A 25,378-nucleotide genomic window follows, 5' to 3' on the forward strand; every position below is an offset into this window, starting at 1 on the left:
GTCACGCTGCCGCATAAGACACAAATGAGTGATCTGTCCCGACAAGACGTGAATCGCGCCGACCGGCTCGGCTTCGATGATGCAATCTTTACCCTCGCCCCGGAAGGGCTTGGGTCGGCCCAATCGGCCCTTGGACGGACGCGTTTGCGCACCTTCATCACGCTGCGCTGGCTGGCCGTCGCTGGACAGACCGCTGCCGTGCTCTTCGTGGCCTTCGTGCTGCACTTCGACCTGCCGCTCGCGGCCTGTCTGGCCATCATTGCGGCATCGGCCTGGCTGAACGTGTTCCTGTCGTTCGCGTTCCAGAGCCAGCGCCTGACGCGCGGCTGGGAAGCCTCATTGCAACTGGCCTTCGATACGGTACAGCTCGCCGCCCTTGTGGCGGTGACAGGCGGCCTGTCGAACCCCTTCCTTCTCCTGCTGGTCGCGCCCGTAACGGTGGCAGCGCTCAGCCTGTCTCCCACGCGGGCCGTATTGATCGCCCTGCTGGCGCTGACCCTTGCGGCGATCATGCCCCTGATCTCGCTGCCCCTGCCCTGGATCAATGGCGCCATGGTGGAGCTGCCGCCGCTGTTTCACCTCGGCCAGTTTGCGGCGCTTGCCGTCGGCGTGGTGTTCTTCGCGGTCTCCGCCGGACGCGTCAGCCAGGACGAGGCCAAGCTGGTGCGGGCGCTTGATGCGGCCAGCATTGTCATGGCGCGCGAACAGAAACTCTCCGCCATCGGTGCAATGTCCGCCATGACGACGCATGAGCTCGGCACGCCGCTCGCCACCATTCACCTCGTCGCCAAGGAATTGCTGACCGAGACCCCGCAAGACGATCCGAAATATGAGGACCTGACTCTATTGGCCGAGCAGGCCGACCGGTGCCGCAACATTCTGGCGACCATCCGTGAGGCGCGCGATGCCACCGACATCGTGCACGCCCGCGTCACGCTGGATGCGCTGGTCGCCGAAGCCGCTGCGCCCTTCAAAGGCCTGGGCGTCGCTGTGGAAGTCGTTGTCCGGCCCTCAGAAGACGAAGCAGATTCCCGTCCGCCGATCCTGAACCGGAGCCCCGAAATCCTCCACGCCATCAGCGCCTTTGTGGAGAACGCCGTGAGCTTCGCCGATTCCCGGGTGACCGCGCAGGCCAGCTGGACCGCTGACCAGATCATGATCTCGATCAGTGACGACGGGCCCGGTTTTTCTCAGGAAGTGTTGCCGAAGCTGGGAGAGCCTTATGTCTCGGAACGAAGCGAAGCACATCTCGGCGGCGGAGACATGGGGCTTGGCTTCTTTATTGCAAAAACCCTGATCGAAAGAACCGGCGGCAGGATAGCCACCAGGAACCGCACACCACCCCGGACGGGCGCCATCGTTCAGGCCCTCTGGCCGCGTGCAGCTCTTGAAGCATCCGCGTTGGATTAATTGATTTGGAAGTCCTATAAAAGAATCAGGTAGCTAGGGAAGCTGAGCATGGAACGGCCAGTAAATATTAATCTTCATGAGAGCCTGGAGGGCGTCGAAGACCGCTCCTGTCTCGTAATGGACGATGATGGCCCGTTCGTTCAGCGTTTGGCCCGGGCACTCGCGCAGCGCGGTTTCATCGTATCTGCTGTAACGAATGTTGCGGAAGGCAAGGATATCGCCCGCCTGAATCCGCCGGCATTTGCTGTTCTGGACCTGCGCCTGGAAGACGGCAGCGGCCTGGACGTTGTGGAAGTACTGCAGAAGAGTCGCCCGGAAGCGCGCGCCGTCATTCTGACGGGTTATGGCGCCATCGCAACGGCCGTCGCCGCAGTGAAGGCAGGCGCCGTGGACTACCTCTCAAAACCGGCTGACGTGGAAGACATCATCCGTGCGCTCACGGCCACCTCTGACGAGAAGCCTGCCCCGCCGGAAAATCCGATGTCAGCTGACCGGGTCCGCTGGGAACACATCCAGCGCGTCTATGAGCTGTGCAATCACAATGTCTCGGAAACAGCTCGCCGTCTGAACATGCACCGGCGCACACTGCAGCGAATTCTCGCCAAGCGCGCGCCGCGCTGACTTTCTCCTTTTAGTCCTTCGCAGGCATCAGGGTCATCGCTCCGATAACCATGGCTTCCGTGCCCAGTTCCACCGAAGGTTCCGGCCAGATCCTGAAGAACGGGGAATGGTGGGACGAAGCATTTTCCAGCTCATCGGCTGGCGTGCCGCCGACATTGAAATAGACGCCTTTCACGCCGGTATCGGGCGTGACGAAATAGGCAAAATCCTCGGCCCCCATGCCGTCGCGCGGCGGATCGACCAGCACGTTGTCTGAAATACGCGCGGCAAAGGCATCGCGCAGGCGCTGGGCGGTCGCCGGGTCATTGATCGTGGGCGGCGTGGTTTCCGTCTCGGACCGGATCACTTCCGGCATCAGGTCTTCGGGCACATTCATCGAGATCGCAACCCCGCGCGCCACCCGGTCGATACCGTCCAGCAACTCTTCCCGGATGTTCGGATCGTCGGAGCGGACAGTGATCTGCATCTCGACCTTGTCGCCGATAATGTTGTGCTTGAAGCCGCCGTGGATGGCCCCAACCGTGATCACGCCCGGCTCCAGCGGCGCGATCGACCGCGAGACAACCGACTGAAGCGAGACGACGATCTGCGATGCGACCAGCACCGGGTCGATCCCTAAATGCGGATAGGCACCATGCGCGCCGACACCGTGCACAATGATGTCCACACTGTCGGAGCTGGAGGCGACCTGCTCCAGTGGCACCTGGAGTTTTCCGGTCTCAAGATCGGCCGCGACATGGAAGGCAATTGCATAATCCGGTTTCGGGAACCGCTCATAAAGCCCGTCCTGGATCATGGCGCGTGCCCCGCCGATCCGCTCTTCTGCCGGCTGGCCGACCAGCACCAGCGTGCCCGACCAGTCTTGCTTGCGCTCAGCCATCTGGCGGGCCGCCCCGACGAGCGAGGTGATGTGCACATCATGCCCGCAGGCATGCATCACAGGCTTCTCGATGCCGTCGATGTCGACCTGTGTGACCGTGGAGGGTTGGGCGACGCCGCTGTCTTCTTTCAACGGCAGGCCATCCATATCGGCGCGCATCAGGACCGTCGGGCCGTCACCATTTTTCAGGACCGCGACCACGCCGGTGCCGCCAACCCCTTCGGTAACGTTATAGCCGAGGGCGCGCAGTTCTGAGGCAAGCCGTTTGGCCGTTTCGGTCTCCAGGAAGGAGAGCTCCGGATGCTGGTGGAAATACTGGAAAAGCGGGCCGAGGTTTTCCTTGTAGTCCTTGTCGATCGCCGCGCTGAGCTCGCTGTCGGCCGATGCCATACCGGCAGTCCCAAGTGCGATCAGTGAGGCGGCGCACGCCCGAAGCTTCCAGTTCATGTGATGTCTCCCGCTGTTGGACGCAGGCTAGGCATCATGCCCGGCGGTGTAAATCACCGACCTGTCAGCCCCGGCCGAACCTGCAGCAAGTAAAGTGCAAAGTCACTTTAGCAGACGTGCAGCAGCGAACCGGTTGATGCGCTTTCGCCAAGCCTGATAAGCGCCCTCTTCCCAAAGAAGGGTCCCTCAAAATGTCTCTTGCGCTTATCCTCGCCGCGTCAACATTCACTGCCGGTCCGGAAGATGCCCCGGCAAGACTCGATCCTGTCGTCACAACGGCAACGGCCAGCCAGACGCCGCTCAGCGACATCCCGATGTCGGTCAGCGTCATCAACGGGGAGGATCTCGGGCTCGCCTCCGCTTATCTCGGCGCCGAGGATGTGACGGACCTGCTCACCGGTGTGGAAGCCGCCGTGGCCAATGGCAGCCAGGTGTCCTTCCAGATCCGCGGGATCGGCGCTGTAGACCATCAGGCGCTGACACCGGGCGCAGCGGCCGTCTATTCCGACGGTGTCCTGCTGGCGACAAATGTGCAGACCGGCCTGATGCTGTACGACCTGTCCGGCATCGAGGTTCTGAAAGGCCCGCAAGGCACATTGTTCGGGCGCAATGCATCCTCTGGCGCAATCAGCTTCCTGACCAGCCGCCCGGAAGATGGCCAGTCCCGCTATCTGCGCGCCGGATATGGCAATCTGGAACGCACCGATGTGGAAGGTGCGTTCGGTCAGACGTCCGGCGGGTTCAGCTACCGCCTTGCCGGACGTTACCTTTCCCGCGATGCGGCACTCGACAATACCGGCGGGCCAGACGCGGCAGGCGGCATACGGGACGAGTTCGGCCTGCGGCTCGGTCTCAACTGGGAAGATGCCGTTGGCGGCTCACTCCTGATCCGTACGCACTATGAGGAAGACAATGGCGTGAATGCCGCGCCGCGAAACGATACGCTTGGCCTGTCGGATCATGATATTTCCGTTGGAAGCGATGGTGTTCAGGATACAGATAATGCGTTCTACGGAACCTCCGCAGATTATGTGCGCGAAATCGGCGACTGGACGCTGACTTCCCTCACCGCGTTTGAAGGCTTCAACCAGTCTTACGGGTTTGACTTCGACGGGGGTGTGGCCCTCTTCGGCAACCCGCTCTTCAATGCAAACCTCTCCTACGATCGCAATTTCAGGCAGTATTCGCAGGAAGTCCGCCTGACGACGGAGCGCGACCACAACTCCACCCTGTTCGGCATCTATGCCGCCGCAGAGGATTTCAGCCAGACCTACACAATCTGGTGCGGAGAGCTGAACCCGGACACCCTCCTCGGCACCTGCCCCTATGTCGGGGCCGCCAGCCGGGCAGGTCCTCAGCCTGTTTCGGACGGAACCGCCAAGACGCTCATCACGGACATCCGGCAGGAACGCTCTGTCCTTGCCGCCTTCACCTACAATGAGGTGGCGCTGACCGACCGGCTCACCGCCACGCTCGGCGCCCGGATCACGCGCGAGACAATCGAAGGTGCCGGCGCGGGACGGCACCTCTTCGATGACGGCACAATCGGCTACAACAATGTCGGCGGTCTTGGCCTTGCCGCCGGTTCGAACGAAATTGAAGACACAAAGCTCACCGGGAATGCGGCGCTGGCCTATGAGACGGATGCGGGCACGGCTTATATGTCCATCGCAAACAGCTACAAGTCCGGCGGTTTCAATGGGGAAGTGCAGAACAACGCCACCCACTTTTCCAATGAAGGCCTGTTCGATGCAGAGACCGTCACGGCGTATGAGGCGGGGTTCAAGTCAGAGCCTTCAGGCCGTTTCATCTGGACCGCCGCCCTGTTCTATCAGGACTATGACGCCCCCCAGGCGCGCATCTTCGTGAACTTCCCGCTTCCGGACGGTTCCAGCATCACGTCCAATTCTCTCTCAAATCTCGACGCAGCGACTGTTTATGGCCTGGATGCCGATATGCGCTGGCAGGCAACCGATGCCTTGTCTCTGAAAGGCGGGTTCACCCTGCTCGACACGGAAATCGATCAAACCTCAGATATTGGAGGCAATGCCGGAAAGTTCCATGCAAATCCCTTGCCTTTCGCGCCGGACGTCTCCGCCATGCTGGGTGGTCGGTATGAATTCGCCTTCACTCCCAATACAGATGGTCATGTCTCGCTGCACGCGAAGTATCGCAGCCGCTATTATCTGGATCCGGAAGGACTGGCGTCCCGCATGCAGAAAGGGTTCACAACGCTTCAGGCAGAAGCCGGTCTCCGGTTTTCAGATCCCGGAATAGATGTCACCCTGTGGGCCCGGAATCTGACGGACGAAGACTATGCCCTCTCGGGGTATGGCTTTATCGGTTACGATACGTTCCGGTCCGATCCGCGAACTTATGGCTTCCGCATCGGCTACACTTTCTAGCGGCAGCTTTCCCGGTCGAACCGCATGGCGACGAAATTCACCGGATCGCCATTGGAATAGTTGAGCGCATAGTAAGGTTCTGACTCCGTGATGCAGAGGCCCATGCCTTTGGCCTGCGCGCGCAAATGCGCCACTTCTTCGGCCACCGGAGGTTCGGCCTTCCGGTCCTCGTAATTTACGAGATAAACGACCGGATAGGCGCTCTCATCTGACGGCAAATCCAGCGGCGTTTCCGGTGGGTGCGTATTCTGAGTACCCATGGTGAGGATGTAGGACGGCTCCGCATAGCCAAGCGCAAGGATGCGCTGGGGTGGTGTCATCGCGCAGGCTTCACCCGGGATGCCGCAGACATCTTCCAGCGCCAGACGCGCGGTTTCCGTCGGCTGCACCCAGACCTGGCTCGGCAGCATGAAGATGCGGATATGCCAACCGATGACGAAAGCGGCCGCAATGCTGAGCCCGATGGAGACAGCCATCCGCGCACGGCTGAATTCGATCGCCGCGGCGCCGCAGAGTACAAACGCCGCCCACCAGAGCCAGACCGGAAACACACGGTAGCCCTGCCAGGTCTCCAACACTTCAGAACTGGATGCGGTAGTGAAATCGCCTGCCGCTTCCGTCATGAAATTATGGGTCACTCCAGGATAGGAGACTGCCAGCAACAAGACGGCGCCAAGTCCGAACAGGGCAAGCGAGAGCCAGCGTGAGACCGGCATCTTGACCCCTTCCATCAGGCGCACCGCGGCATAGCCGCAAAGGAGCGCCATGCCCGGATAGGCTGGCAGGATATAGTGGCTGAGCAGCGTCGGCATCAGTTCGAAAAAGGCATAGGTCAGCAGCGTCCAGCACAAGAGCAGGCGCAGGCCCTTCACCTCCGCTGAGGCTTCGGGAGAGGCCGGTGCCCGGCGCCACCATTCGTCCCGTGTCGAGAGGAACCAGAAAACCAGCAGCAGTACTGACGGATAAGCGACCTTCACGCCGTTTGCGGCGGTCGTCGGCAGGACCAGCGCCAGCAACAGGCTGATCATGAGCAGCGCGCCGCCAATCAGCAAGCCCGGCCGACCGGTTCGGGCGACAGTCGCCTGCCGCACGCCCTTCCAGCCTGCGACAAGCCCCGGCACGATCAGCAGGATCGCCGGGAAGAACCAGATCGGCAGATGGGTGAGGTGATAGAATGGCCAGCCGCCATGACCTTCCGACGCGCCCGTGAACTTGTCTTTCAGATCCTTGCCGACCGCGCCCTGCAGAAACTCACCACTTGTCGCCACCTGAACCCAGATGAACCAGGGCAGGACCAAGGCGACGAACAGAAGCGGTCCCGGCCACCAGAGCAGCGGACGCCACCAGTCCCCGCCCTTCCCGTTCTCCGCCCGGCCCCAGACCCAGACGCCGAGCCCTGCATAGAAGGCGACCATCGGCGTCACCGGCCCCTTGATGAGGAAGCCGAGCCCCATGGCGAGCCAGAAGAGGAGCGCCATCTGCTTGGGCGAACCCTCACGCAGGTACAGCCGCCCCAATGCGCCAATGCCAATCGTCGTGAGGCAGACGAGCACCGCATCGGTCTTTGATATATGCGCCTCGGACGTGAGCAGCAGCGTTGAGCCGAACATCGCCGCGCCGAGAAAGGCCGCGCGCCGGCCCACCAGCGGGATGCCGCACCAGAAACAGGCCACAGCCGCAAGGCTCGCGCCGATCCAGCTCGGGAAACGATAGGTCCAGATCTGCTTGGCTTCCGGCCCGGTGAAAACCGCCGTTGAGGCCGCCTGCAGCCAGTGAATCCCGGCCGGTTTCTTGTTGCGCAGCTCGTCCTGGTACTGGATGCGAATATAGTCGTGCTCTTCCAGCATTTCCTTTGAGGCCTGGGCGAACCGGCTTTCGTCCCGGTCCAGCGCCGGCAACATGAAAACACCCGGCGCAGCCGCACTGAAGGTGATGAGGAAGAGAGCGACCCAGGCTTTCCAGCCGGTCGAAAGGCGGTCGAGCAATGTCATGGCCCCTCCTCTAACCGGTTCGCGCCGCTTCGTCTTGCGCTTTTGGGCGTGAAGGCCGTGTCAGCCGCAAGTGAAGCGCAGGGCTCGCCTTTCGCCGGAACGCTCTGTATGACGCGAAGACTTTTTCGAGCGCCAGTTTGGGGGGCGCACCAGCAGAAGGGATCTGGATTTGGACCAGGCTCTTGAGTTCTCCGTCGTCGTCCCGGTGCATAATGAATCCGGGAATGTGGCGACCCTGATCGGCGAAATCGCCAAGGCGCTCGACGGGCGCGCTTATGAAATGGTCTTTGTCGACGATGCCTCGACCGACGACACCCGCGCCCAGCTGGTGGAGCTGAAAGCGAAATATCCGATGCTGCGTGTGCTCGGACACCGGAAGAATGCCGGCCAGAGCCGTGCGATCCGCTCCGGCATTCTGGCCGCAAAAGCTCCGGTCATCGGCACGCTGGACGGCGATGGACAGAACGACCCGGCTGACCTGCCGGATCTCTACCGCCAGCTCACCCGTCAGGATGCCCCGGAAAAGCTGAACATGGTCATGGGCCGCCGGGCCAAACGCAAGGACACGGCCTGGAAGCGGTTCGGCTCGCGCTTTGCGAACAATATCCGCAAGCGCATGCTGAAGGATGATTGCGACGACAGCGGTTGCGGCATCAAGGTGATGAAGCGCGCTGCCTACATCCAGCTCCCCTATTTCGATCACATGCACCGCTACATGCCGGCCTTGATGCGGGCTGAAGGGTTCAATGTGGAATACCGGGACGTCAACCACCGCGAGCGCGGGACGGGCAAATCGAACTATACAAATTTCGGCCGCCTGAACGATGCTTTCTCAGATCTGCGCGGTGTCACCTGGCTGATCCGCCGCCGGCGCAATCCGGGCGGCGCGGACGAAATCTGAGCCCCCTTAAATTCATGGGCAAACCGCCTGCAAATCGCCCGATTTGCGGGAATACTGGTGGTTAAGGCCGTGGGGGTTTTTCCTCGCCTCGCCGGAAACTATCCGGTACACCTCGTGTTAACACGCGCTGAGCGACGGGTTAGTGAACATGAAAAAGGACACGCAGGCAGCCGTCATTGGCGGGTTCATCGCCAGACGCAAACGGCAAAATGCCGGGTCCCGCAGCAGCACCGAAAAGGGGTATTTGATGCGTGCAATCTTCGGAATCTTTCCGCTACTGGTCGTGCCGGTGGCCCTCTACAACCTTCTGGCCGTCATGGCCGGCGGCCCGGCGACGACAACCAATGAGCTTGGCCAGATCATTGTCAGCGATACCGCCCCGCTTCAGGCCGTGCTGAACGAGACCTTTTTCTCGCTTCCGATGATTTCCGGCGTCAAATGGGTGCTGACCCAGGGCGATGCGATCCTGCTGTTGTCGATCGTTTTCCTGTTCCTGGAAATCCTGAAGTCGACCAGCACCGGCACCTCGACCATCATCAATCACGCGATTTCGATGATGCTGTTCATCCTGTGCCTCATCGAGTTCCTGCTGGCGCCTAACTTCGCCACCTCCACCTTCTTCATCCTGATGTCGATGACACTTCTGGATGTGCTGGCCGGTGTGGTGGTGACCATCGTGTCTGCGCGGCGCGACTTTGGCGTGGATCACGGCTGATCCGGTACCGAAACTAAAAGCAGAAAAGCCCGCTCGATGGAGCGGGCTTTTTTTGATTTCACCTTGAGCGCGCGTCTCAGTCCTTGCGGTACAGCTCTGCCAGCTGGTCCTGGATGGCGGACATCTGGGCCTGCATGTTGGCGAGCGCCTCGGCCTGCATTTCCATCATGGAACCGGCCGGGGAAGACGACGAGGACGAGTTTTGGGGCTTCGACGAATTGTAGAGCGTCGGCATGAACATCTTCATGGCCTGTTCGAACATCGCCATGTTCCGGCGGGCTTGTTTCTCGAACATGGTCATCGGATTGGCCGCCTTCTGCCACTCCTTCTGCGCTTCGGCGAAGGAGTTCATCGACATGTCTAGGAAGGCTGGCAGGAAGGTCTGCGCGCCACCGCCATAGAAGCCGATCAGCTGGCGCAGGAAGTTCAGCGGCAGGGCGCCCTCACCCTTGGTTTCCTGTTCGAAGATGATCTGCGTCAGAACCTGGCGCGTCAGATCCTCGCCCGTCTTGGCATCGCGGACCTCAAAATCCCGACCCTCGCGGACAAGTTCGGACAGGTGATCCAGCGTCACATAAGACGAGGTCGACGTGTCGTAGAGGCGCCGGTTCGCATATTTTTTGATGATGATTGGCTCCGAAGAACCCGACCCTTTGACCATTTTCATCCCTCAGCTTTCCGCAAGGGGAAAGCAATTTTTGTGCTATGCCGCATAATCTCGCATAAAATCTGCATGCGACCAATGCGCTATTGAAGTTTCTGCAACAGTAACGCTAAGCATGCTGCAGTGCAAAATTTAAGGGAGGAGCACCCATGTCCAAAACGGTTCTGGTCACAGGCGGTACACGCGGTATCGGCCACGCCATCAGCGCAGCCATGGCGAAAGCCGGCTACAAAGTCGCGGCAAACTATGCCGGTAACGAGGAAGCCGCCAAGGCGACCGCCGACGAGCTCGGCATCCATGTCTACAAGTTCGATGTCGCCGATTATGACGCCGTTGGCGCCGGCATCGCCGCGATTGAAAAAGACCTCGGCCCGATCGACATCGTCGTGAACAATGCCGGCGTAACGCGCGATGCGCCCTTCCACAAAATGACGAAAGACCAATGGCAGCAGGTGATCGACATCGATCTGACCTCCGCCTTCAACGTGACGCACCATGTCTGGGAAGGCATGCGCGAGCGCAATTGGGGCCGCGTCATCAACATCTCGTCCATCAACGGCCAGAAGGGTCAGTTCGGCCAGGCGAACTATTCCGCCGCCAAGGCCGGCCTGATCGGTTTCAGCAAGGCCCTTGCCCAGGAAGGCGCCAAGAAGGGCATCACCGTGAACACGGTCTGCCCGGGCTATATCGACACCGAGATGGTGCGTGCCGTGCCTGAGAAAGTGCTGGAAGGCATCATCGCGACGATCCCGGTCGGCCGCCTCGGCAAGCCGGAAGAAATCGCCTCCATGTGCGCCTATCTCGCCAGCGACGACGGCGCTTTCATTACCGGCGCGACGATGACGGTGAACGGCGCGCAATATATCGCCGGCTAAGCCTGTTTCGTTCCGGGACAAAGAAACGCCCTCCCCTGCCGGGAGGGCGTTTTTTCATGTCCACATAGAACATGGCATGATCATACCGGACCAGGCCTGCTCCGGCATGACCAATGAAGACCATGCCGGACTATAACGGACATTGCCGGATCAGACCGTCAGGACGATCTTGCCGAAATGCTTCTGGCTCGCCTGATGGGCGAACGCGTCGGCGATCTTGTCCAGCGGGAAGGTGCTATCGATCACCGGCTTGATGCCGTTCGCCTCGATTGCGTCGATCATGTCTTCCTGCATCCGGCGCGAGCCGACCGTAATGCCCGACAGGGTGATATTGCGCGAGAAGAGCGCCGCCGTCGGTACTTCACCGGAGACGCCGGTGAGCACGCCGATCAGCGAGATGTGCCCACCAGGACGGCACGCCGCGATGGACTGGGCCATTGTGCCCGGCCCGCCGATCTCGACGACTTCATCGACGCCGCGTCCGCCGGCCAGTTTGAAGGCTTCAGCGCCCCATTCCGGGTTTTCCTTGTAATTGATCACATGATCGGCGCCGAGGGCTTTCAGCTTTTCGAGCTTCTCGGCCGACGACGAGGTCGAGATCACCCGGCAGCCAGCCGCCTTGGCGAGCTGCAGCGCGAAGATCGACACGCCGCCCGTGCCTTGCGTCAGCACCCAGTCGCCCGGCTTGATCTTGCCTTCGGCGACAATGCCGCGCCAAGCGGTCAGCGCTGCACACGGAAGGGTTGCGGCCTCTTCAAACGTCCAGCCTTCCGGCATGCGGGTGAAGGCCGTTTCCGGCGCAGCAACAAGCTCCGCCGCAAAACCGTCTGCTCCGTCTCCGGGAACGGACTGGAAGCCCGCCGCCTCGATCTGGCCGGACTGCCAGCTTGGGAAGAACAGCGAGAGGACCTTGTCGCCCGCTTTCCATTTGGTGACGCCCTCGCCGACGGCGACGACTTCGCAGGCGCCGTCGGACATCGGAATGCGGCCATCCGGGGTCGGGATGCCGCCCATGACGACGACAAAGTCGTGATAATTAAGGCTGGAGGCGCGCACGCGCACCAGCACTTCTCCCGGGCCGGGTTTCGGATCGGGGCGTTCTTCGATGACGAGATTTCCGGGTCCGCCCGGCTTCTTGACGGCTGCAACTTTCATGGGGTTTTCCTCCTGAATTTGGGAGGAAGGGAGCGGTCCCGCCCTAGGGTAAGTCAAGCGGAACCGGAATCACTTCAGGCGTTTTGGGCCATGGCCGCGATCCGTTCTTCGCGGAGTGTCTTGCGGCGTACCTTTCCGGCATCGTCGCGCACCGCTTCGCTGACATATTCGAAGCTCTTCGGGATCTTGTAGCGCACAAGCATGGTGGCGAGATGGGCCACCATGTCGGCCTCGTCCACCGCGCCCTCCGGCCGGCAAATGACGGCATGCAGGCGCGCGCCCATATCCTCGTCCGGCAGGCCGATCACGGCGGACGACTGGACACCCGGATAGGCATCGATCGCCGCTTCCACTTCCGCTGGATAGATGTTCGCCCCGCCCGACAGGATCATGTCCGACAGGCGGTCTGTCAGGTAGAGATAGCCGTCCTCATCCATGTAGCCCATGTCGCCGAGGCTTTCCCAGCCGCCTTCAAGCGATTTGGCCTCTGCGCCAATATAACGATAGGTCGTGCCCGGGCCTTCCAGCGGGCGCATGAAAATCTCGCCAACTTCGCCGGGCGGCAGGTTTTCGCCATTCTCGCCGACAACCTTCATCTCGCACGCCTCGACCGGTTTGCCGACCGAGCCGCGATGCTCCAGCCATTCCGTACCCTGAATGATGGTCGTGCCCTGCCCTTCGGTGCCGGCATAGAGCTCCCAGATCACGTCACCGCCAAGCCATTCGATGAAGCATTCCTTCAGCCAGGCCGGGCATGGCGCCGCGAGGTGCCAGAGCGCCTTGAGGCTGGACAGGTTGTACTTGTTCCGCACGTCTTCCGGCAGTGCCCAGATGCGGCGCATCATGGTTGGCACGGTGTAGACGACATCCACTTTCAGCCGCTCGATCGTCGACAGCGTCTTCTCCGCGTCGAAGCGTGTCGTAATACCGACCGTGCAGCCCTTGAAGAGGGCAATCATCGCCCACATGAACGGGCCATTGTGATAGAGCGGCCCCGGGATCAGCATCGCGCCCTGCACCGGGATTTCGAGATAGGGCAGTTCCGGATCCCAGGCAGCCGGGATCTTGGATACAATCAGTTTCGGCCGGCCGGTGGAGCCGCCGCTGGTCATCGCCTTGAGCGAAGCGGCCATGCGTTCGGGAAGTTCCGTGTCCGGAAGGCTGGCGTCCGGCTCGTAGTTCTCGGGCACAGACGGCGTGTCGCCATATTCTCCTGCCGGAACGCCGACCACAAGGGATGGCTTGCCAAGCTCCACGATCTGGTCACGCTCATGCTTGGGCAGGCGGGAAGAAATCGGCTGCGGCGTCGCGCCGGCTTTCCAGGTGGCGAGGCAGGCTTCGAAGAATTCGATCCCGTTCGGCAGCGCAATGGTGACGAAATCGTCCTGCTTCACGCCCAGCTTTTCATAAGCGCGCGCAAGGCGGTTGGTGCGCCGGTCAAGGTCTGCCCAGCTGATCTGGGCCCCTTCATGATCGATCGCAGGCCGGTCCGGCTGTTTCGCCGCCCAGAAAGCCAGAATGCGTGAAAGCGTAATGATCGCCACAGGTTTCCTCCTAACCCCAGTCTATTTTTTCTTGTCTATATATCCGCACGTTTCAGGAGGCGTTGGAAGCCCTCCCAGAACTGCGCGCGCTTGTCGTCCGTTTCCATCAGGATCTCGTGCATCGCGCCCTCAACCATCACGTGCTCACAATCCGGCAGGCGTTTGCAGACAGCGGTATGGGTCGCATTGTCGACCAGCTGCTCTTCTGAGGCAGAGGCGACGAAGACGGGAATGGTCACAGAGTTTAGCGTCCTGGCTTTTGTGAAGGTCGCAAGGATATCCAGCGACGCACCGAGCCAGCCCCATGTTACCGGGCCGAGGTCCAGCTCCGGCCGGGCATCGACGAGGTCGCGCTGCAGCTGCCAGTGCTTTCTGTCATGGGTCACGATGTTCGTCTCGAACGTCTCCGGCGGGCCGGGCTGGACAGCATAGTCACCGGACCGGCCGGTCGCCCGCATCGCCCAGACGAGATAGCGCATGCCGAGGAATTTCGACTTGATCCCCCACATCGGCGCAGAGAACGCGGCGGCGTCCACCTTCACAAGACCTCGTGCAATGGCGGCCAGCGCAATCGCGCCGCCCATGGAATGAGCAAGCGACACATAAGGCCGCGGCAGGCGGTCATCGAGCGCCTCCAGCCCGTTGGCCAGCGCGCCCATGAACGTCTCGAACCGGTCGATATGGCCTTTCTTCGTGTCGTCGAGCAGGCGCTCCGACAGGCCCTGCCCCGGCCAGTCGAGAATGACGACGGCAAAGCCCATCGCCTGCAGCTCGTGCCCGACCTCGAAATATTTTTCGATGAATTCCGTCCGGCCCGGGCAGACGATGGCCGTGCCGCGTGGCTTGTCAGGCGCCAGCGCCGGGGCGACGCAGGCACGCAGGGCACGTCCGCCCGTGCCCTTGAACCAGACGATCTCCGCTCCTGTAGGCGGCGGATTGCCAGGAACGAGGACGAATTCGGTATCCGGCGAAGGGGTCGTGTCCATGCAGTTTTATCCCAGACGGAAAAGGCCGCCCGCAGGGTGTCCCGGGGCGGCCTGACCTGTCAAACCCGAAGGGCGGTTCGCCTTAGGAGAGCGCCTTCATCAGGCTCTGAAGCTGCATGGCAACCGACATGTCGCCTTCAACTTTCAGTTTACCCTGCATGAAGGCCATCGTGGCGTCGAGGCCGCCGGAGGCAATCTTCTTGAAGTCTTCCCAATCAACCTTGATCGTCGCATCGGCTGCGTCGTCAGAATTGTTGGCCACGCCATTCATGCCGTCGATGAAAAGTTTGCCGGCATCGCCGAAATCAAACTTCACCTTTTTCTTGAAGTCGCCGCCTGCGGAAACAGCGTCATTGGCCTTGGCTGTGAGTTCTGCGAGATCCATGAGATTCCTCCTTGGGATGGATTTGATGCGATAAAGCAGACCCGCGGTATGAAAATCAAGGAAAAGCTGTGTGACATACCGTATCGTGAAGGAGCTTTCAGATTCTCGCGGTACGGCCTTGTGTTCTCCGGGCCATGCCCGCTGAAATCTTGTGAGATCGGTTTCACATCTGCTTGACGTTGCGCTGGGGAAGCGTGGAAGGTCGCGGCATGAGTTGGGAAAAATCGATTGAGGAACTCCGCCGCCGTGAACGGCTGGCCGAGAAAATGGGCGGCGAAGAACCCGTCGAACGCCAGCGCGGGCGCGGTAAGCTGACCGTCCGGGAACGGGTCGCCTTCCTGGTCGATCCGGGCAGCTTCCATGAGATCGGCAAGATCTCCGGCCGGGCGACCTATACCGCGGACGACGAACTCGAGACTTTCCTGCCAGCCAGTTCCGTCACTGGGCGGGCGACGCTGGATGGCCGTCCGACCGTGATCCTCGCCGACGATTTCACCGTGCGCGGCGGCGCCTCGGATGCCTCGATCTGGCAGAAAATGGTCCAGATGATCAAAATGGCGGCGGAGTATCGCATGCCGCTGGTTCAGATGATTGACGGCACGGGTGGCGGCGGTTCGGTCAAATCGCTGGAGAAAGACCCGCGCACCTATATTCCCGAAACGCCCGGCTGGAACGAGATCGTCCACGGCATGACGCAGGTGCCGTTCGTCTCGCTGGCTCTCGGCCCTTGCGCCGGCATGGGCGCGGGCCGTGTGGCGGCCAGCCATTTTTCGGTCATGGTCAAGGAACTCAGCCAGGTGTTCGTGGCCGGACCGCCCGTGGCCATCGCACTCGGTGAAAACGTGACCAAGGAAGAGCTCGGCGGCTGGAAGATCCAGGCGCAGAACGGCACGGTAGACAATGTCGTCGATACCGAAGCCGACGCCTTCATCGCGGCGCGGCGCTTCCTGTCCTACCTGCCCCCGTCCGTACACGACCTGCCTCAGCGCACGTCCCCGGCCGACCATCCGGACCGGAAGGAAGAGAGCCTGCTCTCCATCGTGCCAACCGACGGAAAGACCCCCTACAAGCCGCGCAAGATCATCGACGCCACGGTCGACCATGGGAGCTTCTTCGAGATCGGCAAGGAATGGGGCCGCGGCATCGTCACCGGCTTCGCGCGGATCGATGGCTACCCCGTCGGTATCCTGGCGGGCGACCCCTTCTTCCTGGATGGGGCGTGGACGGCAGATGTCTGCGACAAGGTCACACGGCACATGGACCTCTGCTCCATGTTCCACCTGCCGGTCATTCACTTTGTCGACTGTCCGGGCTTCGCTGTCGGCGTGAAGGCGGAGACAGCCGGCGTCACCCGCGCAGGTGTACGCGCCATGACGGCCGTCTATCAGGCAGACGTGCCAGTCTGTTCGGTGGTCATCCGCAAGGCCTATGGCCTCGCCGGGTCGGCGATGATGAACCAGTCGAAAACGAAGTGGCGCTATTGCTGGCCGAGCGGCGACTGGGGCAGCCTGCCCATGGCGGGCGGCATCGAGGCCGCGTTCCGGAAGGAACTGGCCGAGGCGGAAGATCCCGACGCCTTGAAGGAGCAATTGTACCGGAAGTTTGAAGCGATCCGCTCACCGTTCCGAACGGCGGAAAGTTTCCTTGCGGAGGAAATCATCGACCCGCGCGACACGCGGCCGCTGCTGGTGGATTTCATCCATCACGCCTGGCGGGTCCTCGAACCCGGCGAGCGCAAGGTGGGCTACCGGCCCTGACCGAAGCCAGGGCCGGGGCCCCACCCCCCTTTAGATCGAGGTCAGGACTTCTTTTGCGGCCGCGTGGCACTTGTCGATCTCGTGATCGAGGCCCACGCAGATACGTGTCCAGTTCGGCAGGTCGCTCCAGCGCTCACCAACAACGCGCACATTGCGCTCCAGCATCTTGGCGGCGAAATCCTTCGCCGGCATACCGACATCCATGTAGATGAAGCTGCCCTGCGGATCCGGTGCGATCGGGCGGCCAAGGTCTGCGGCCATGGCGATCAACTTCTGGCGTCCACGGATCATGGTGGCGCGCATCTTTTCGAAATGGGCCGTGTCCTCAAGGCTGGCCATGCCAGCAACGAGACCGAGATAGTTGACGTTCGACAGGCGGCCCGTCATGCGCATATCCATCGCCATGTCGGCCGGCATCAGGCCGTAGCCAAGACGCTGACCGGCCATGCCGTAGATTTTCGAGAAGGTCCGTGCCACGATAACCGGCTTACCAGCGGCAACAAATTCGGACATCACATTGCCCGGATAGTCGTCCGACATGTCCAGATAGGCTTCGTCGACGAAGACCGGAACCTTGTTGCTGACGTCTTCGACGAAGGCTTTCAGCTGCGCTGTCGGGATCGTCTTGCCGGTCGGGTTGTTCGGGTTGCAGAGATAGACAGCCCCCGTGTCCGGGCCGACACGGGCCGCGATGGCTTCCATGTCATAGCCCATGTCCTGGGTCAGCGGCATGTAGACGACTTCGGTGCCTGCCTGTTCTGCGACGCGCGGCACGCCCTCATAGGTAATCGCGGAGGTGATGATCTTGCCGCCCTTCACATTCACCCAGTCGGAGAACGCCGCCAGGATTGGGGTTGAGCCGTTGGTGACCAGCACTTGCTCCGGTGCAACGCCTTCGCGCTCGGCGACCATCGCGGCAAATTTCGACACGGTCGGATAGGTGTAGCGATAGAGGTTCGCAGCTTCGGCCCTGACCGCCTCAACCGCTTTGGGCGACGGACCATACGGGTTTTCGTTGGCCGACAGGATGGCGAGGGCATCCGGGTCGATCGCGTCATTGGCCGGGGTGGCCGCAGTGGCGGTTTCCGAGCAGGCTGAGAGGGCGGTCGCCGCGCCAACGGCGCCGACACCGGCCAGTTTCATCAGGCTGCGGCGGGAAGGTGAAAAGAGCGGTTCGCTGGAAAATCTGTTCATGACCTTGGGTCCTTAGAATGGTCCGGAGGGTCTCTCACCGAGGCTGGAGGACCGGCGCACCCTCCGAGGCGCCGGATGTGCAAGAACGATCCGCCTCGCCTGCTGCGTCGGCAACACAAAGGTTACCCTGCCGGGGAATCCGCTGGCGATTGCTTCCTTGATGACCAGATTCGCCTGTGAGGCGGGCGCCGTTGCGGGCGGGTCGCGCGCCTGAGCCGCACTCTGCCCCCTCCCGCGGACCCGACCGCCGCAATTTTTCGCTTTGCGAGCGGAATCTTGCCTTTTTCCGCGTTTCATGTGGGAGATGAGTCCACTGGAGGGACACACATGAACACCAAATCACTTCGCCTCGCGCTGTCGGCGCTGACCCTGTCGGCCATGGGCCTTGCCGCCTGCGGCGGACCCGGCGCATCGCGGGAATCCGCCCGCCCTATAAACGCGCCCCCTCCCCCGGTCGAAATGTCGATGGGCGCGAAATACGCCGCCGACGACGGCATGTTGATGGAAGAGATGGAGGCCGGCGGCGGGCCAGATGGCAGCATGGGTGGCGAGACCGTCGCCCAGCAGTACATTGCCTACTCCCACTCCATCGGCATGCGCCTGCCGGTCAATGCGATCGAGCCGACGTTGCAGGGCCATATCGATGCCTGCAACAAGGCCGGGCCCACGGTCTGCATGGTGACGAATTCCTGGATGAATGCCTATTCGGAGGATGAAGCCTCCGCCTCGCTGAACCTGCGCGCCACACCGGCCTGGATCGAACAGTTCCTGAACGGCGTCGAAGCCGAAGCCAAAGCGGCGAAAGGCGAAATCACCAACCGCCAGACGACTGCCGAAGACCTGACCGTTTCCATCATTGATACCGATGCACGGCTGAAGGCGCAGGAGACGCTGCAGGCCCGGCTGGAACAGCTGCTGGCCGACCGGCCCGGCAAACTGGGCGAACTGCTGGAAACTGAGCGGGAACTGGCCCGCGTCAACGGCGAGATCGATTCCCTGAAATCTTCCCTCGCGGCCCTGCGCCAGAGGGTGAACATGAGCCAGCTCTCCATCGGCTATGAAACCAAGCGCAACCCGGTCTCGCAGGGCGCGCTGGAGCCGCTGGCCCGCGCCTTCGGGGATTTCTTCTATAATCTGTCGAGCGCGCTGGCCGCCGTGATCACCGCCTTTGCCATTGGCCTGCCCTGGCTGATCCTGATTGGCGTCTTCGTCTGGATATGGCTGAAACTGATCTGGCCGCGCATCCGCCGCAAGAAATCCTGATCCTGCCCCCAAACAGCAAAGCCCCGCGGATCGCTCCGCGGGGCTTTTTCTTTACAGGTCTGGAATCAGGCCTTCGCGGCGACCTTTTTCTTCGCCTTTGGCTTGGTACGGCCGAGCAGCAGGTGTGCGATTTCCTTCGGCACGACCATCAGCATGTCGTGGACGGCGCGGTCCCAGTCGTCGAGGATTTCCTTGCCGCGGACAGAGCCCGTGCGGCGGACATGTTCCTCGATCAGGGCCTTGGCCTCGCCGATATGTTCGGTCGGCATTTCCGGCAGCGGATACCAGTCGATCGAATCCGGGTTGGCGACGCGTTCGAACCGGTTCGTCGGATCCCAGATGAAGGCCGCGCCGCCCGTCATGCCGGCGCCGAAATTGTCGCCGATGGGGCCGAGGATCACCGCACGGCCATTGGTCATGTACTCGCAGCCATTCGCGCCGCAGCCCTCGACCACCGTCTTCGCACCGGAGTTCCGGACCGCGAAGCGCACGCCTGCCGTTCCGGACGCGAACAGCTTTCCGCTGGTCGCACCATAGAGACAGGTGTTGCCGATGATGGCATCGCCGGAAGCCGAGCGGCGGTCTTTCGGGCGCGGGGCCACGACAATGGTCGCTCCGGACAGGCCCTTGCCGACATAGTCATTGGCATCGCCGATGACTTCCAGCAGCAGGCCCTGCACCGAGAAGGCGCCGAGTGACTGGCCGGCCGAGCCTTCAAGCCGGATGTGCAGGCGGCCTTCCGGCAGGGCATGCATGCCGAACTTGCGCGTGATGGCGGAGCTCGACCGTGTGCCGATGGCGCGCATCGTGTTCTGCACGTCGTATTCGAGCTGCATCTTCTCACTGCGCTCGAAGAAGGGTTCTGCATCGCGCAGGATCTGAGCATCCAGCGTATCCGGCACTTCCTCGCGGTGAGCCGGATGGTAGATGATCGGCTTGTCGGTATCGACCTGGACCAGAAGCGGGTTGAGGTCGAGGTCATCGAGATGCGTCGCGCCGCGGCTGACCTGGGCCAGGAGGTCCGTCCGCCCAATGGCTTCGTCGAGAGACTTCAGGCCAAGCGAGGCAAGGATCTCCCGGACGTCTTCTGCGATGAAGCTCATCAGATTGACGACCTTCTCCGGCGTGCCGGTGAAGTGCGCGCGCAGTGCCTCGTCCTGCACGCAGACGCCGACCGGGCAGGTGTTCGAATGGCACTGGCGCACCATGATACAGCCCATGGCCACAAGCGAGGCCGTGCCGATGCCGTATTCCTCAGCGCCCAGCATGGCCGCGATGACAATGTCACGGCCCGTGCGCAAGCCGCCATCGGTCCGCAGGGTGACCTTGTCGCGCAGATTGTTGAGCGACAGGATCTGGTGCGCTTCTGCAAGGCCCATTTCCCAAGGCAGGCCGGCGAACTTCACCGAGGTCTGGGGGCTCGCGCCCGTCCCGCCGACACCTCCAGCGATCAGGATGATGTCCGCCTTCGCTTTCGCCACACCGGCAGCCACCGTGCCGACGCCGGACTGGGCGACGAGCTTCACGCAGACACGGGCCTCCGGGTTGATCTGCTTCAGGTCGTAGATCAGCTGGGCCAGATCTTCGATGGAATAGATGTCGTGGTGCGGCGGCGGAGAGATCAGCGTTACACCCGGCGTCGCGTGGCGCAGGCGGGCGATGAACTCGGTCACCTTGAAGCCGGGCAGCTGGCCGCCCTCGCCGGGCTTGGCGCCCTGGGCCACCTTGATCTCGATCTCGCGGCACTGGTTCAGATATTCCGCCGTCACGCCGAAACGGCCGGACGCGATCTGCTTGACCGACGAGTTCATATTGTCGCCGTTCGGCAGCGGGCGATAACGGGCGCGGTCTTCGCCGCCCTCCCCCGAGACAGACTTGGCCCCGATCCGGTTCATGGCGATGTTGAGCGTACCATGTGCCTCAGGGCTGAGCGCGCCGAGCGACATGCCGGGCGTCACGAAGCGCTTGCGGATCTCATTGATCGACTGAACCTGCGTCAGCGGCACTGGCGGCAGGTTGCGTTTGAAGTCCAGCAGGTCCCGCAGCTGAATCGGGTTGCGTGCCTCCAGCGCGTCCGCAAATTTTCGGTACACCGAATAATCGCCCGTGTTGCAGGCGGTTTGCAGCGTGTGGATCAGCTGGCCATCGAGGGCATGCGGTTCATCGTTCGCGCGCAGGCGGTAGAAGCCGCCAACGGGGAGCGAGATGACATCGTCGTCAAATGCCATTTCGTGGCGGACCAGCGCGTTCTCTTCAAGGCCTGCAAGGCCAAGGCCGGAGATACGGCTGTTCATGCCGGGGAAGTAATCGGCCACCAGCGCGCGGGAGAGACCGAGCGCCTCGAAATTGTACCCGCCGCGATAGGATGAAATGACCGAGATGCCCATCTTGGACATGATCTTCAACAGGCCCGCTTCCACGGCGGCCTTGTAATTGTGCACGCACTCTTCGAGCGTCAGGTCGCCGTAAAGGCCGCGGGCATGGCGGTCGGTGATCGCGTCCTGCGCAAGGTAAGCGTTGACGCAGGTCGCGCCGACGCCGACGAGCACGGCAAAGTAATGCGTGTCGAGACATTCGGACGAGCGCACCGTGATGGAGCAGAACGTCCGCAGGCCCTGCGCCACGAGGTGCGAGTGCACCGCGCCGGTGGCGAGGATCATCGGGATCGCGGTGCGGGTGGCGGACTGATACTGGTCTGTCAGGACGATATGCTCGCGGCCTTCGCGCACGGCATCTTCGGCTTCCTGACGGATGCGGGACAATGCTTCCTTCAGGGCGCTACCATCATTGGTGACGTCCTCTGCCGGGAAGGTACAGTCGATCTCGGTGTAGGACACGCCAAGCCGCGTCAGCAGCCGCTCATACATGCCGTTCGTCAGTACCGGGCTTTCCAGCACGAAGACTTCCTGCTGCGACTTGTCCGTGTCGAGCACGTTGCCGAGGTTCTTGAACCGCGTCTTGAGGCTCATCACGCGTTCTTCGCGAAGCGGGTCAACCGGCGGATTGGTCACCTGGCTGAAGTTCTGCCGGAAGAAATGGCTCATCGGGCGGTAGTTGAAGGACAGCACCGCCGGGGCCGTGTCATCCCCCATCGAGCCGATGGCTTCCTTGCCGGATTCCACCATGGGCGACAGGATCAGTTCCAGCGTTTCCAGAGAATAGCCGGCGGCTGTCTGGCGGCGCAGCAGCTCTTCCTTGGCGAACATCGCCGGTTCTTCACCGGGACCGATTTCCGGATCCAGTTCCGTCACGGCCGACAGCCATTCCTCGTAAGGCGCCTGGGCGGCCAGATAGTCCACAATGTCCTTGTGGTCATAGAATTTGCCGGTTTTCAGGTCTGCCGCGATCATGCCGCCAGCGGGGATCGAGCCGCGCTTGGCAACTTCGTGATCGCCGAGCGGGCACATGCCGGTTTCGGACCCGACGGCGAGGATACCGTCCGTCGTCAGCGCATAGCGCAGCGGGCGCAGGCCGTTACGGTCGAGACCCGCAATCGCCCAGCGGCCATCATAGGCCGCGATACCGGCCGGGCCGTCCCACGGCTCCATGACCGAGTTGCAGTAATCGTAGAGCGCACGATGCGCGAGCGGCATCACCGAGTCGCGCTTCGACCAGGCTTCCGGGATCAGCATGGCTTTCGCCATCGGAGCAGACCGGCCGGATTTGCAGAGCAGTTCCCACACGGAATCAAGCGCGCCGGAATCCGACGTGCCATCCGGAATCACCGGTTTCACGTCTTCGACATGCTCGCCATAGGTTTCCGAGACCATGCGGATCTCGTGGCTCTTCATCCAGTTCTTGTTGCCGCGCACCGTGTTGATCTCACCATTGTGGGCAATCATGCGGAACGGCTGGGCCAGGGCCCATTGAGGGAACGTGTTGGTGGAATAGCGCTGGTGGTAGATCGCAAAGGCGGAGCTGAACTGCTCGCTCTGCAGGTCGAGGTAAAACCTGTCGATGTCCTGCGCCAGGAACATACCCTTGTAGATCAGGGACGCGTTGCTCAGTGAACAGATATAGAAGCTCGGGATCGCTGCTTCGCGGGCTCGGCGTTCGATGCGGCGGCGGCAGATGTAAAGTGCGCGTTCCAGTTCTTCGCTGGAGCGGCCCATCGCATCGCGGAACATGATCTGCTCAATCGCCGGGCGCGTATCCTTCGCCTTCTGACCGATGACGGACACGTCGATCGGCGGCTGGCGCCAGCCATAGATATAGAAGCCAAAATGCAGCACTTCGGTTTCTACCAAAGTCCGCGCGGCTTCCTGTGCGGCGAAATCCGTACGCGGCAGGAAGATCTGTCCGACGCAGATCGGATCGTCCGTCGGCTTGTGGCCGGTGCGGGTGACATGCTCGCGGAAGAATTCCTGCGGCACTTCCACACGGATACCGGCGCCATCGCCGGTCTTGCCGTCCGCGTCGACAGCACCGCGGTGCCACACATTCTTCAGGGCCTTGATGCCCATCTCGACGATTTCACGGCGCGGCTTGCCGTCCAGTGAGGCCACAAGGCCCACGCCGCAGGCATCATGCTCGTTTTCCGGATTGTAGGCGTTCGCCTCAATCAGGCGCTGACGGTTCTGTTCGTACTGTTTCACATAGTCTGACATCTGATTACTCCGCCGCCACTTTGGAGGCACGTGCGTCCTGTTTCATGGCCTGGTGCATGGCCTCTGCTGCGTCGCGTCCATCCTTGATGCCCCAGACAACGAGAGACGCGCCGCGAACGATATCGCCAGCGGCGTAAACGCCCGGCAGGCTGGTTTCCATCGTGGAATAGTCCACTTTCACCGCGCCCCAGCGATTGACCGACAGGGCCGGCTCGTCGAACAGGGCCGGCAGGTCTTCCGGGTCGAAGCCCAGCGCCTTGATCACCATGTCGGCCTTTACATTGAAGGTCTCGCCGGTCTTCACCGGGCTCTGGCGGCCGGAGGCATCCGGTTCCCCGAGTTTCATCCGTGCGGCGCGTACGCCTTTGGCCTTGCCCTTGGTGTCGAGGATCGCTTCGGGGCTGGCGAGCCATTCGAACTTCACGCCTTCTTCCTCGGCATTCTGCACCTCGCGCTGGCTGCCCGGCATGTTGGCCCGGTCTCGGCGATAGAGACAAGTCACTTCCTTGGCGCCCTGGCGGATCGCCGTACGCACACAGTCCATCGCCGTATCGCCGCCGCCGATCACGACGACGCGCTTGTCCTTTGCGTCAAGGGTGCCGACGTCGAATTCCGGCACTGGATCGCCAAATCCCTTGCGGTTCGACGCCGTCAGGTAATCGAGCGCCGCATGCACACCGTCAGAGCCGGAGCCCGGGCATTTCAGGTCCTTCGCCGCATAGACGCCGGTTGCGATCAGTACGGTGTCATGCGTGTCGCGCAGTTTCTGCAGCGTCACCTTCTTGCCGACGCGCGTATTGAACTTGAACTTGATGCCGGAGTCTTCCAGCCGCTGGATGCGCCGTTCCACGACATCCTTTTCGAGCTTGAAGCCCGGAATGCCATAGGTCAGCAGGCCGCCGCCCCGGTCATACGCATCGTAGATCGTGACCTGATATCCCTTGCGGCGCAGCTGTTCAGCCGCGGCCAGGCCTGCCGGGCCTGCACCGATGATCCCCGCCGATTGCTTGCGCTCGCGTACCGGCTTGATCGGCTCCACCCAGCCTTCCGCCCACGCATTGTCCGTAATGTATTTCTCGATCGAGCCGATCGTCACCGTGCCATGGCCGGATTGCTCGATCGTGCAGATGCCTTCGCACAGCCGGTCCTGCGGGCAGATCCGGCCGCAGATCTCCGGCATGTTGTTTGTCGAGGACGAGACCCGCCAGGCCTCTTCCAGCCGGCCTTCGGCGGCGAGACGCAGCCAGTCCGGGATATTGTTCTGCAGCGGGCAGCCCTGCTGGCAGAAAGGCACACCGCATTGCGAACACCGGGACGCCTGCGTCTTGGCCGCATCCGCGCCGAACGCATCGTAGATTTCCGCGAAATCCGTAGCCCGCTGTTTGGCACCACGTTTGTCCGGCATGGTGCGCGGCACATGGATAAACTGCAGCATTCTTTCCGCCATACCGGCCTCCCGAGTATCTGCACCGGGCATAGAACCAGAGCACGGAGGCGGCAAGATGAATCTGCAATATACAATATCGTTATGATATCTACATGCAAAAACAGCGCAGATAATGGCATATCCAGCCCACT

At 61.9% G+C, this 25,378-nt stretch carries 18 protein-coding genes; 8 read left to right on the forward strand and 10 right to left on the reverse strand.

The genetic code is table 11. The features are described from left to right. The first annotated feature begins 24 nt into the window (after nucleotides 1-24). Both HY17_RS12135 and HY17_RS12140 read left to right on the forward strand, forming a co-directional pair. A complete protein-coding gene (locus HY17_RS12135; RefSeq protein WP_051600040.1) occupies nucleotides 25-1,410 on the forward strand; it encodes an ActS/PrrB/RegB family redox-sensitive histidine kinase in 1,386 nt (461 codons plus the stop codon). Between the two features lie 48 nt (nucleotides 1,411-1,458). Beyond that, nucleotides 1,459-2,031 carry an ActR/PrrA/RegA family redox response regulator transcription factor gene (locus HY17_RS12140; RefSeq protein WP_051600041.1) on the forward strand — a complete coding sequence of 191 codons (573 nt, stop codon included), beginning with the start codon at nucleotides 1,459-1,461 and terminating at the stop codon, nucleotides 2,029-2,031. Nucleotides 2,032-2,041: 10 nt separating this feature from the next. On the opposite strand, the gene HY17_RS12145 is transcribed toward HY17_RS12140, so the two are convergent. Further along, entirely contained in the window at nucleotides 2,042-3,358 is a 1,317-nt protein-coding gene (locus tag HY17_RS12145; protein ID WP_034766817.1) for an amidohydrolase, read from the reverse strand. A gap of 191 nt (nucleotides 3,359-3,549) precedes the next feature. Between HY17_RS12145 and HY17_RS12150 the strand changes: the two genes are divergently transcribed. Further along, nucleotides 3,550-5,763: a TonB-dependent receptor gene (locus tag HY17_RS12150; RefSeq protein WP_051600042.1), complete on the forward strand. Its 2,214-nt coding sequence runs from the start codon at nucleotides 3,550-3,552 to the stop codon at nucleotides 5,761-5,763. Here the strand turns inward: HY17_RS12150 and HY17_RS12155 are convergent. Next, on the reverse strand, nucleotides 5,760-7,754 hold the full coding sequence (locus HY17_RS12155) for a glycosyltransferase family 39 protein (protein WP_034766819.1): 1,995 nt from the start codon (nucleotides 7,752-7,754) through the stop codon (nucleotides 5,760-5,762). The two genes, HY17_RS12150 and HY17_RS12155, sit on opposite strands and share 4 nt — an antisense overlap. A gap of 169 nt (nucleotides 7,755-7,923) precedes the next feature. Here HY17_RS12155 and HY17_RS12160 point away from each other — a divergent pair, with 169 nt between their 5' ends. Next, nucleotides 7,924-8,655 (forward strand): glycosyltransferase family 2 protein, encoded by a 732-nt coding sequence (locus tag HY17_RS12160; protein ID WP_081813124.1) that lies wholly within the window; start codon nucleotides 7,924-7,926, stop codon nucleotides 8,653-8,655. A 148-nt stretch (nucleotides 8,656-8,803) separates the two neighbouring features. Beyond that, on the forward strand, nucleotides 8,804-9,370 hold the full coding sequence (locus tag HY17_RS12165) for a hypothetical protein (protein ID WP_233348775.1): 567 nt from the start codon (nucleotides 8,804-8,806) through the stop codon (nucleotides 9,368-9,370). A gap of 76 nt (nucleotides 9,371-9,446) precedes the next feature. Here the strand turns inward: HY17_RS12165 and phaR are convergent, their stop codons facing one another. Next, nucleotides 9,447-10,031, reverse strand: a complete 585-nt coding sequence (gene phaR, locus HY17_RS12170) for a polyhydroxyalkanoate synthesis repressor PhaR (RefSeq protein ID WP_034767076.1) — start codon at nucleotides 10,029-10,031, stop codon at nucleotides 9,447-9,449. A gap of 152 nt (nucleotides 10,032-10,183) precedes the next feature. Here phaR and phbB point away from each other — a divergent pair, with 152 nt between their 5' ends. Continuing rightward, nucleotides 10,184-10,909, forward strand: a complete 726-nt coding sequence (gene phbB / locus HY17_RS12175) for an acetoacetyl-CoA reductase (RefSeq protein WP_034766823.1) — start codon at nucleotides 10,184-10,186, stop codon at nucleotides 10,907-10,909. A gap of 150 nt (nucleotides 10,910-11,059) precedes the next feature. On the opposite strand, the gene HY17_RS12180 is transcribed toward phbB, so the two are convergent. The 4 genes from HY17_RS12180 to HY17_RS12195 all read right to left on the reverse strand — a co-directional run bounded on the left by HY17_RS12180 (nucleotide 11,060) and on the right by HY17_RS12195 (nucleotide 14,979). Then, nucleotides 11,060-12,064 (reverse strand): NAD(P)-dependent alcohol dehydrogenase, encoded by a 1,005-nt coding sequence (locus HY17_RS12180; protein WP_034766825.1) that lies wholly within the window; start codon nucleotides 12,062-12,064, stop codon nucleotides 11,060-11,062. 74 nt (nucleotides 12,065-12,138) lie between these two features. After that, the gene (locus HY17_RS12185; RefSeq protein ID WP_034766827.1) at nucleotides 12,139-13,608 is read right to left on the reverse strand and encodes an AMP-binding protein; all 1,470 of its coding nucleotides are present in this window, start codon (nucleotides 13,606-13,608) and stop codon (nucleotides 12,139-12,141) included. Between the two features lie 35 nt (nucleotides 13,609-13,643). Then, nucleotides 13,644-14,594 carry an alpha/beta fold hydrolase gene (locus HY17_RS12190; protein ID WP_034766829.1) on the reverse strand — a complete coding sequence of 317 codons (951 nt, stop codon included), beginning with the start codon at nucleotides 14,592-14,594 and terminating at the stop codon, nucleotides 13,644-13,646. Nucleotides 14,595-14,676: 82 nt separating this feature from the next. Next, nucleotides 14,677-14,979 carry an SCP2 sterol-binding domain-containing protein gene (locus HY17_RS12195; protein ID WP_034766830.1) on the reverse strand — a complete coding sequence of 101 codons (303 nt, stop codon included), beginning with the start codon at nucleotides 14,977-14,979 and terminating at the stop codon, nucleotides 14,677-14,679. Between the two features lie 209 nt (nucleotides 14,980-15,188). Between HY17_RS12195 and HY17_RS12200 the strand changes: the two genes are divergently transcribed. Then, nucleotides 15,189-16,736, forward strand: coding sequence for an acyl-CoA carboxylase subunit beta (locus HY17_RS12200; protein WP_034766832.1), 1,548 nt, complete (start codon nucleotides 15,189-15,191; stop codon nucleotides 16,734-16,736). A 30-nt stretch (nucleotides 16,737-16,766) separates the two neighbouring features. Here the strand turns inward: HY17_RS12200 and HY17_RS12205 are convergent, their stop codons facing one another. Then, nucleotides 16,767-17,930, reverse strand: a complete 1,164-nt coding sequence (locus HY17_RS12205; protein WP_034766833.1) for a histidinol-phosphate transaminase — start codon at nucleotides 17,928-17,930, stop codon at nucleotides 16,767-16,769. 327 nt (nucleotides 17,931-18,257) lie between these two features. Here HY17_RS12205 and HY17_RS12210 point away from each other — a divergent pair, with 327 nt between their 5' ends. After that, entirely contained in the window at nucleotides 18,258-19,193 is a 936-nt protein-coding gene (locus tag HY17_RS12210; RefSeq protein WP_034766835.1) for a DUF4349 domain-containing protein, read from the forward strand. A gap of 65 nt (nucleotides 19,194-19,258) precedes the next feature. Here HY17_RS12210 and gltB read toward each other — a convergent pair whose 3' ends face one another. Then, complete coding sequence (gene gltB, locus HY17_RS12215) at nucleotides 19,259-23,800, reverse strand: glutamate synthase large subunit (protein ID WP_034766837.1); 4,542 nt, start codon at nucleotides 23,798-23,800, stop codon at nucleotides 19,259-19,261. A 4-nt stretch (nucleotides 23,801-23,804) separates the two neighbouring features. Continuing rightward, nucleotides 23,805-25,247: an NAD(P)-dependent oxidoreductase gene (locus HY17_RS12220; RefSeq protein ID WP_034766839.1), complete on the reverse strand. Its 1,443-nt coding sequence runs from the start codon at nucleotides 25,245-25,247 to the stop codon at nucleotides 23,805-23,807. Between the last annotated feature and the right edge of the window lie 131 nt (nucleotides 25,248-25,378).

It is taken from the genome of Hyphomonas sp. CY54-11-8, assembly GCF_000682735.1.
Taxonomy (GTDB): Bacteria; Pseudomonadota; Alphaproteobacteria; order Caulobacterales; family Hyphomonadaceae; genus Hyphomonas.

Bases quoted from the DNA above. Each gene is read 5' to 3' on its own strand.
- HY17_RS12155 (WP_034766819.1), bottom strand. From the start codon at position 7,754: ATGACATTGCTCGACCGCCTTTCGACCGGCTGGAAAGCCTGGGTCGCT.
- HY17_RS12190 (WP_034766829.1), bottom strand. From the start codon at position 14,594: ATGGACACGACCCCTTCGCCGGATACCGAATTCGTCCTCGTTCCTGGC.
- HY17_RS12220 (WP_034766839.1), bottom strand. From the start codon at position 25,247: ATGGCGGAAAGAATGCTGCAGTTTATCCATGTGCCGCGCACCATGCCG.
- HY17_RS12150 (WP_051600042.1), top strand. From the start codon at position 3,550: ATGTCTCTTGCGCTTATCCTCGCCGCGTCAACATTCACTGCCGGTCCG.
- HY17_RS12210 (WP_034766835.1), top strand. From the start codon at position 18,258: ATGAACACCAAATCACTTCGCCTCGCGCTGTCGGCGCTGACCCTGTCG.
- phbB (WP_034766823.1), top strand. From the start codon at position 10,184: ATGTCCAAAACGGTTCTGGTCACAGGCGGTACACGCGGTATCGGCCAC.
- gltB (WP_034766837.1), bottom strand. From the start codon at position 23,800: ATGTCAGACTATGTGAAACAGTACGAACAGAACCGTCAGCGCCTGATT.
- HY17_RS12135 (WP_051600040.1), top strand. From the start codon at position 25: ATGAGTGATCTGTCCCGACAAGACGTGAATCGCGCCGACCGGCTCGGC.
- HY17_RS12200 (WP_034766832.1), top strand. From the start codon at position 15,189: ATGAGTTGGGAAAAATCGATTGAGGAACTCCGCCGCCGTGAACGGCTG.
- HY17_RS12145 (WP_034766817.1), bottom strand. From the start codon at position 3,358: ATGAACTGGAAGCTTCGGGCGTGCGCCGCCTCACTGATCGCACTTGGG.
- HY17_RS12140 (WP_051600041.1), top strand. From the start codon at position 1,459: ATGGAACGGCCAGTAAATATTAATCTTCATGAGAGCCTGGAGGGCGTC.
- HY17_RS12165 (WP_233348775.1), top strand. From the start codon at position 8,804: ATGAAAAAGGACACGCAGGCAGCCGTCATTGGCGGGTTCATCGCCAGA.
- HY17_RS12205 (WP_034766833.1), bottom strand. From the start codon at position 17,930: ATGAACAGATTTTCCAGCGAACCGCTCTTTTCACCTTCCCGCCGCAGC.
- phaR (WP_034767076.1), bottom strand. From the start codon at position 10,031: ATGGTCAAAGGGTCGGGTTCTTCGGAGCCAATCATCATCAAAAAATAT.
- HY17_RS12195 (WP_034766830.1), bottom strand. From the start codon at position 14,979: ATGGATCTCGCAGAACTCACAGCCAAGGCCAATGACGCTGTTTCCGCA.
- HY17_RS12180 (WP_034766825.1), bottom strand. From the start codon at position 12,064: ATGAAAGTTGCAGCCGTCAAGAAGCCGGGCGGACCCGGAAATCTCGTC.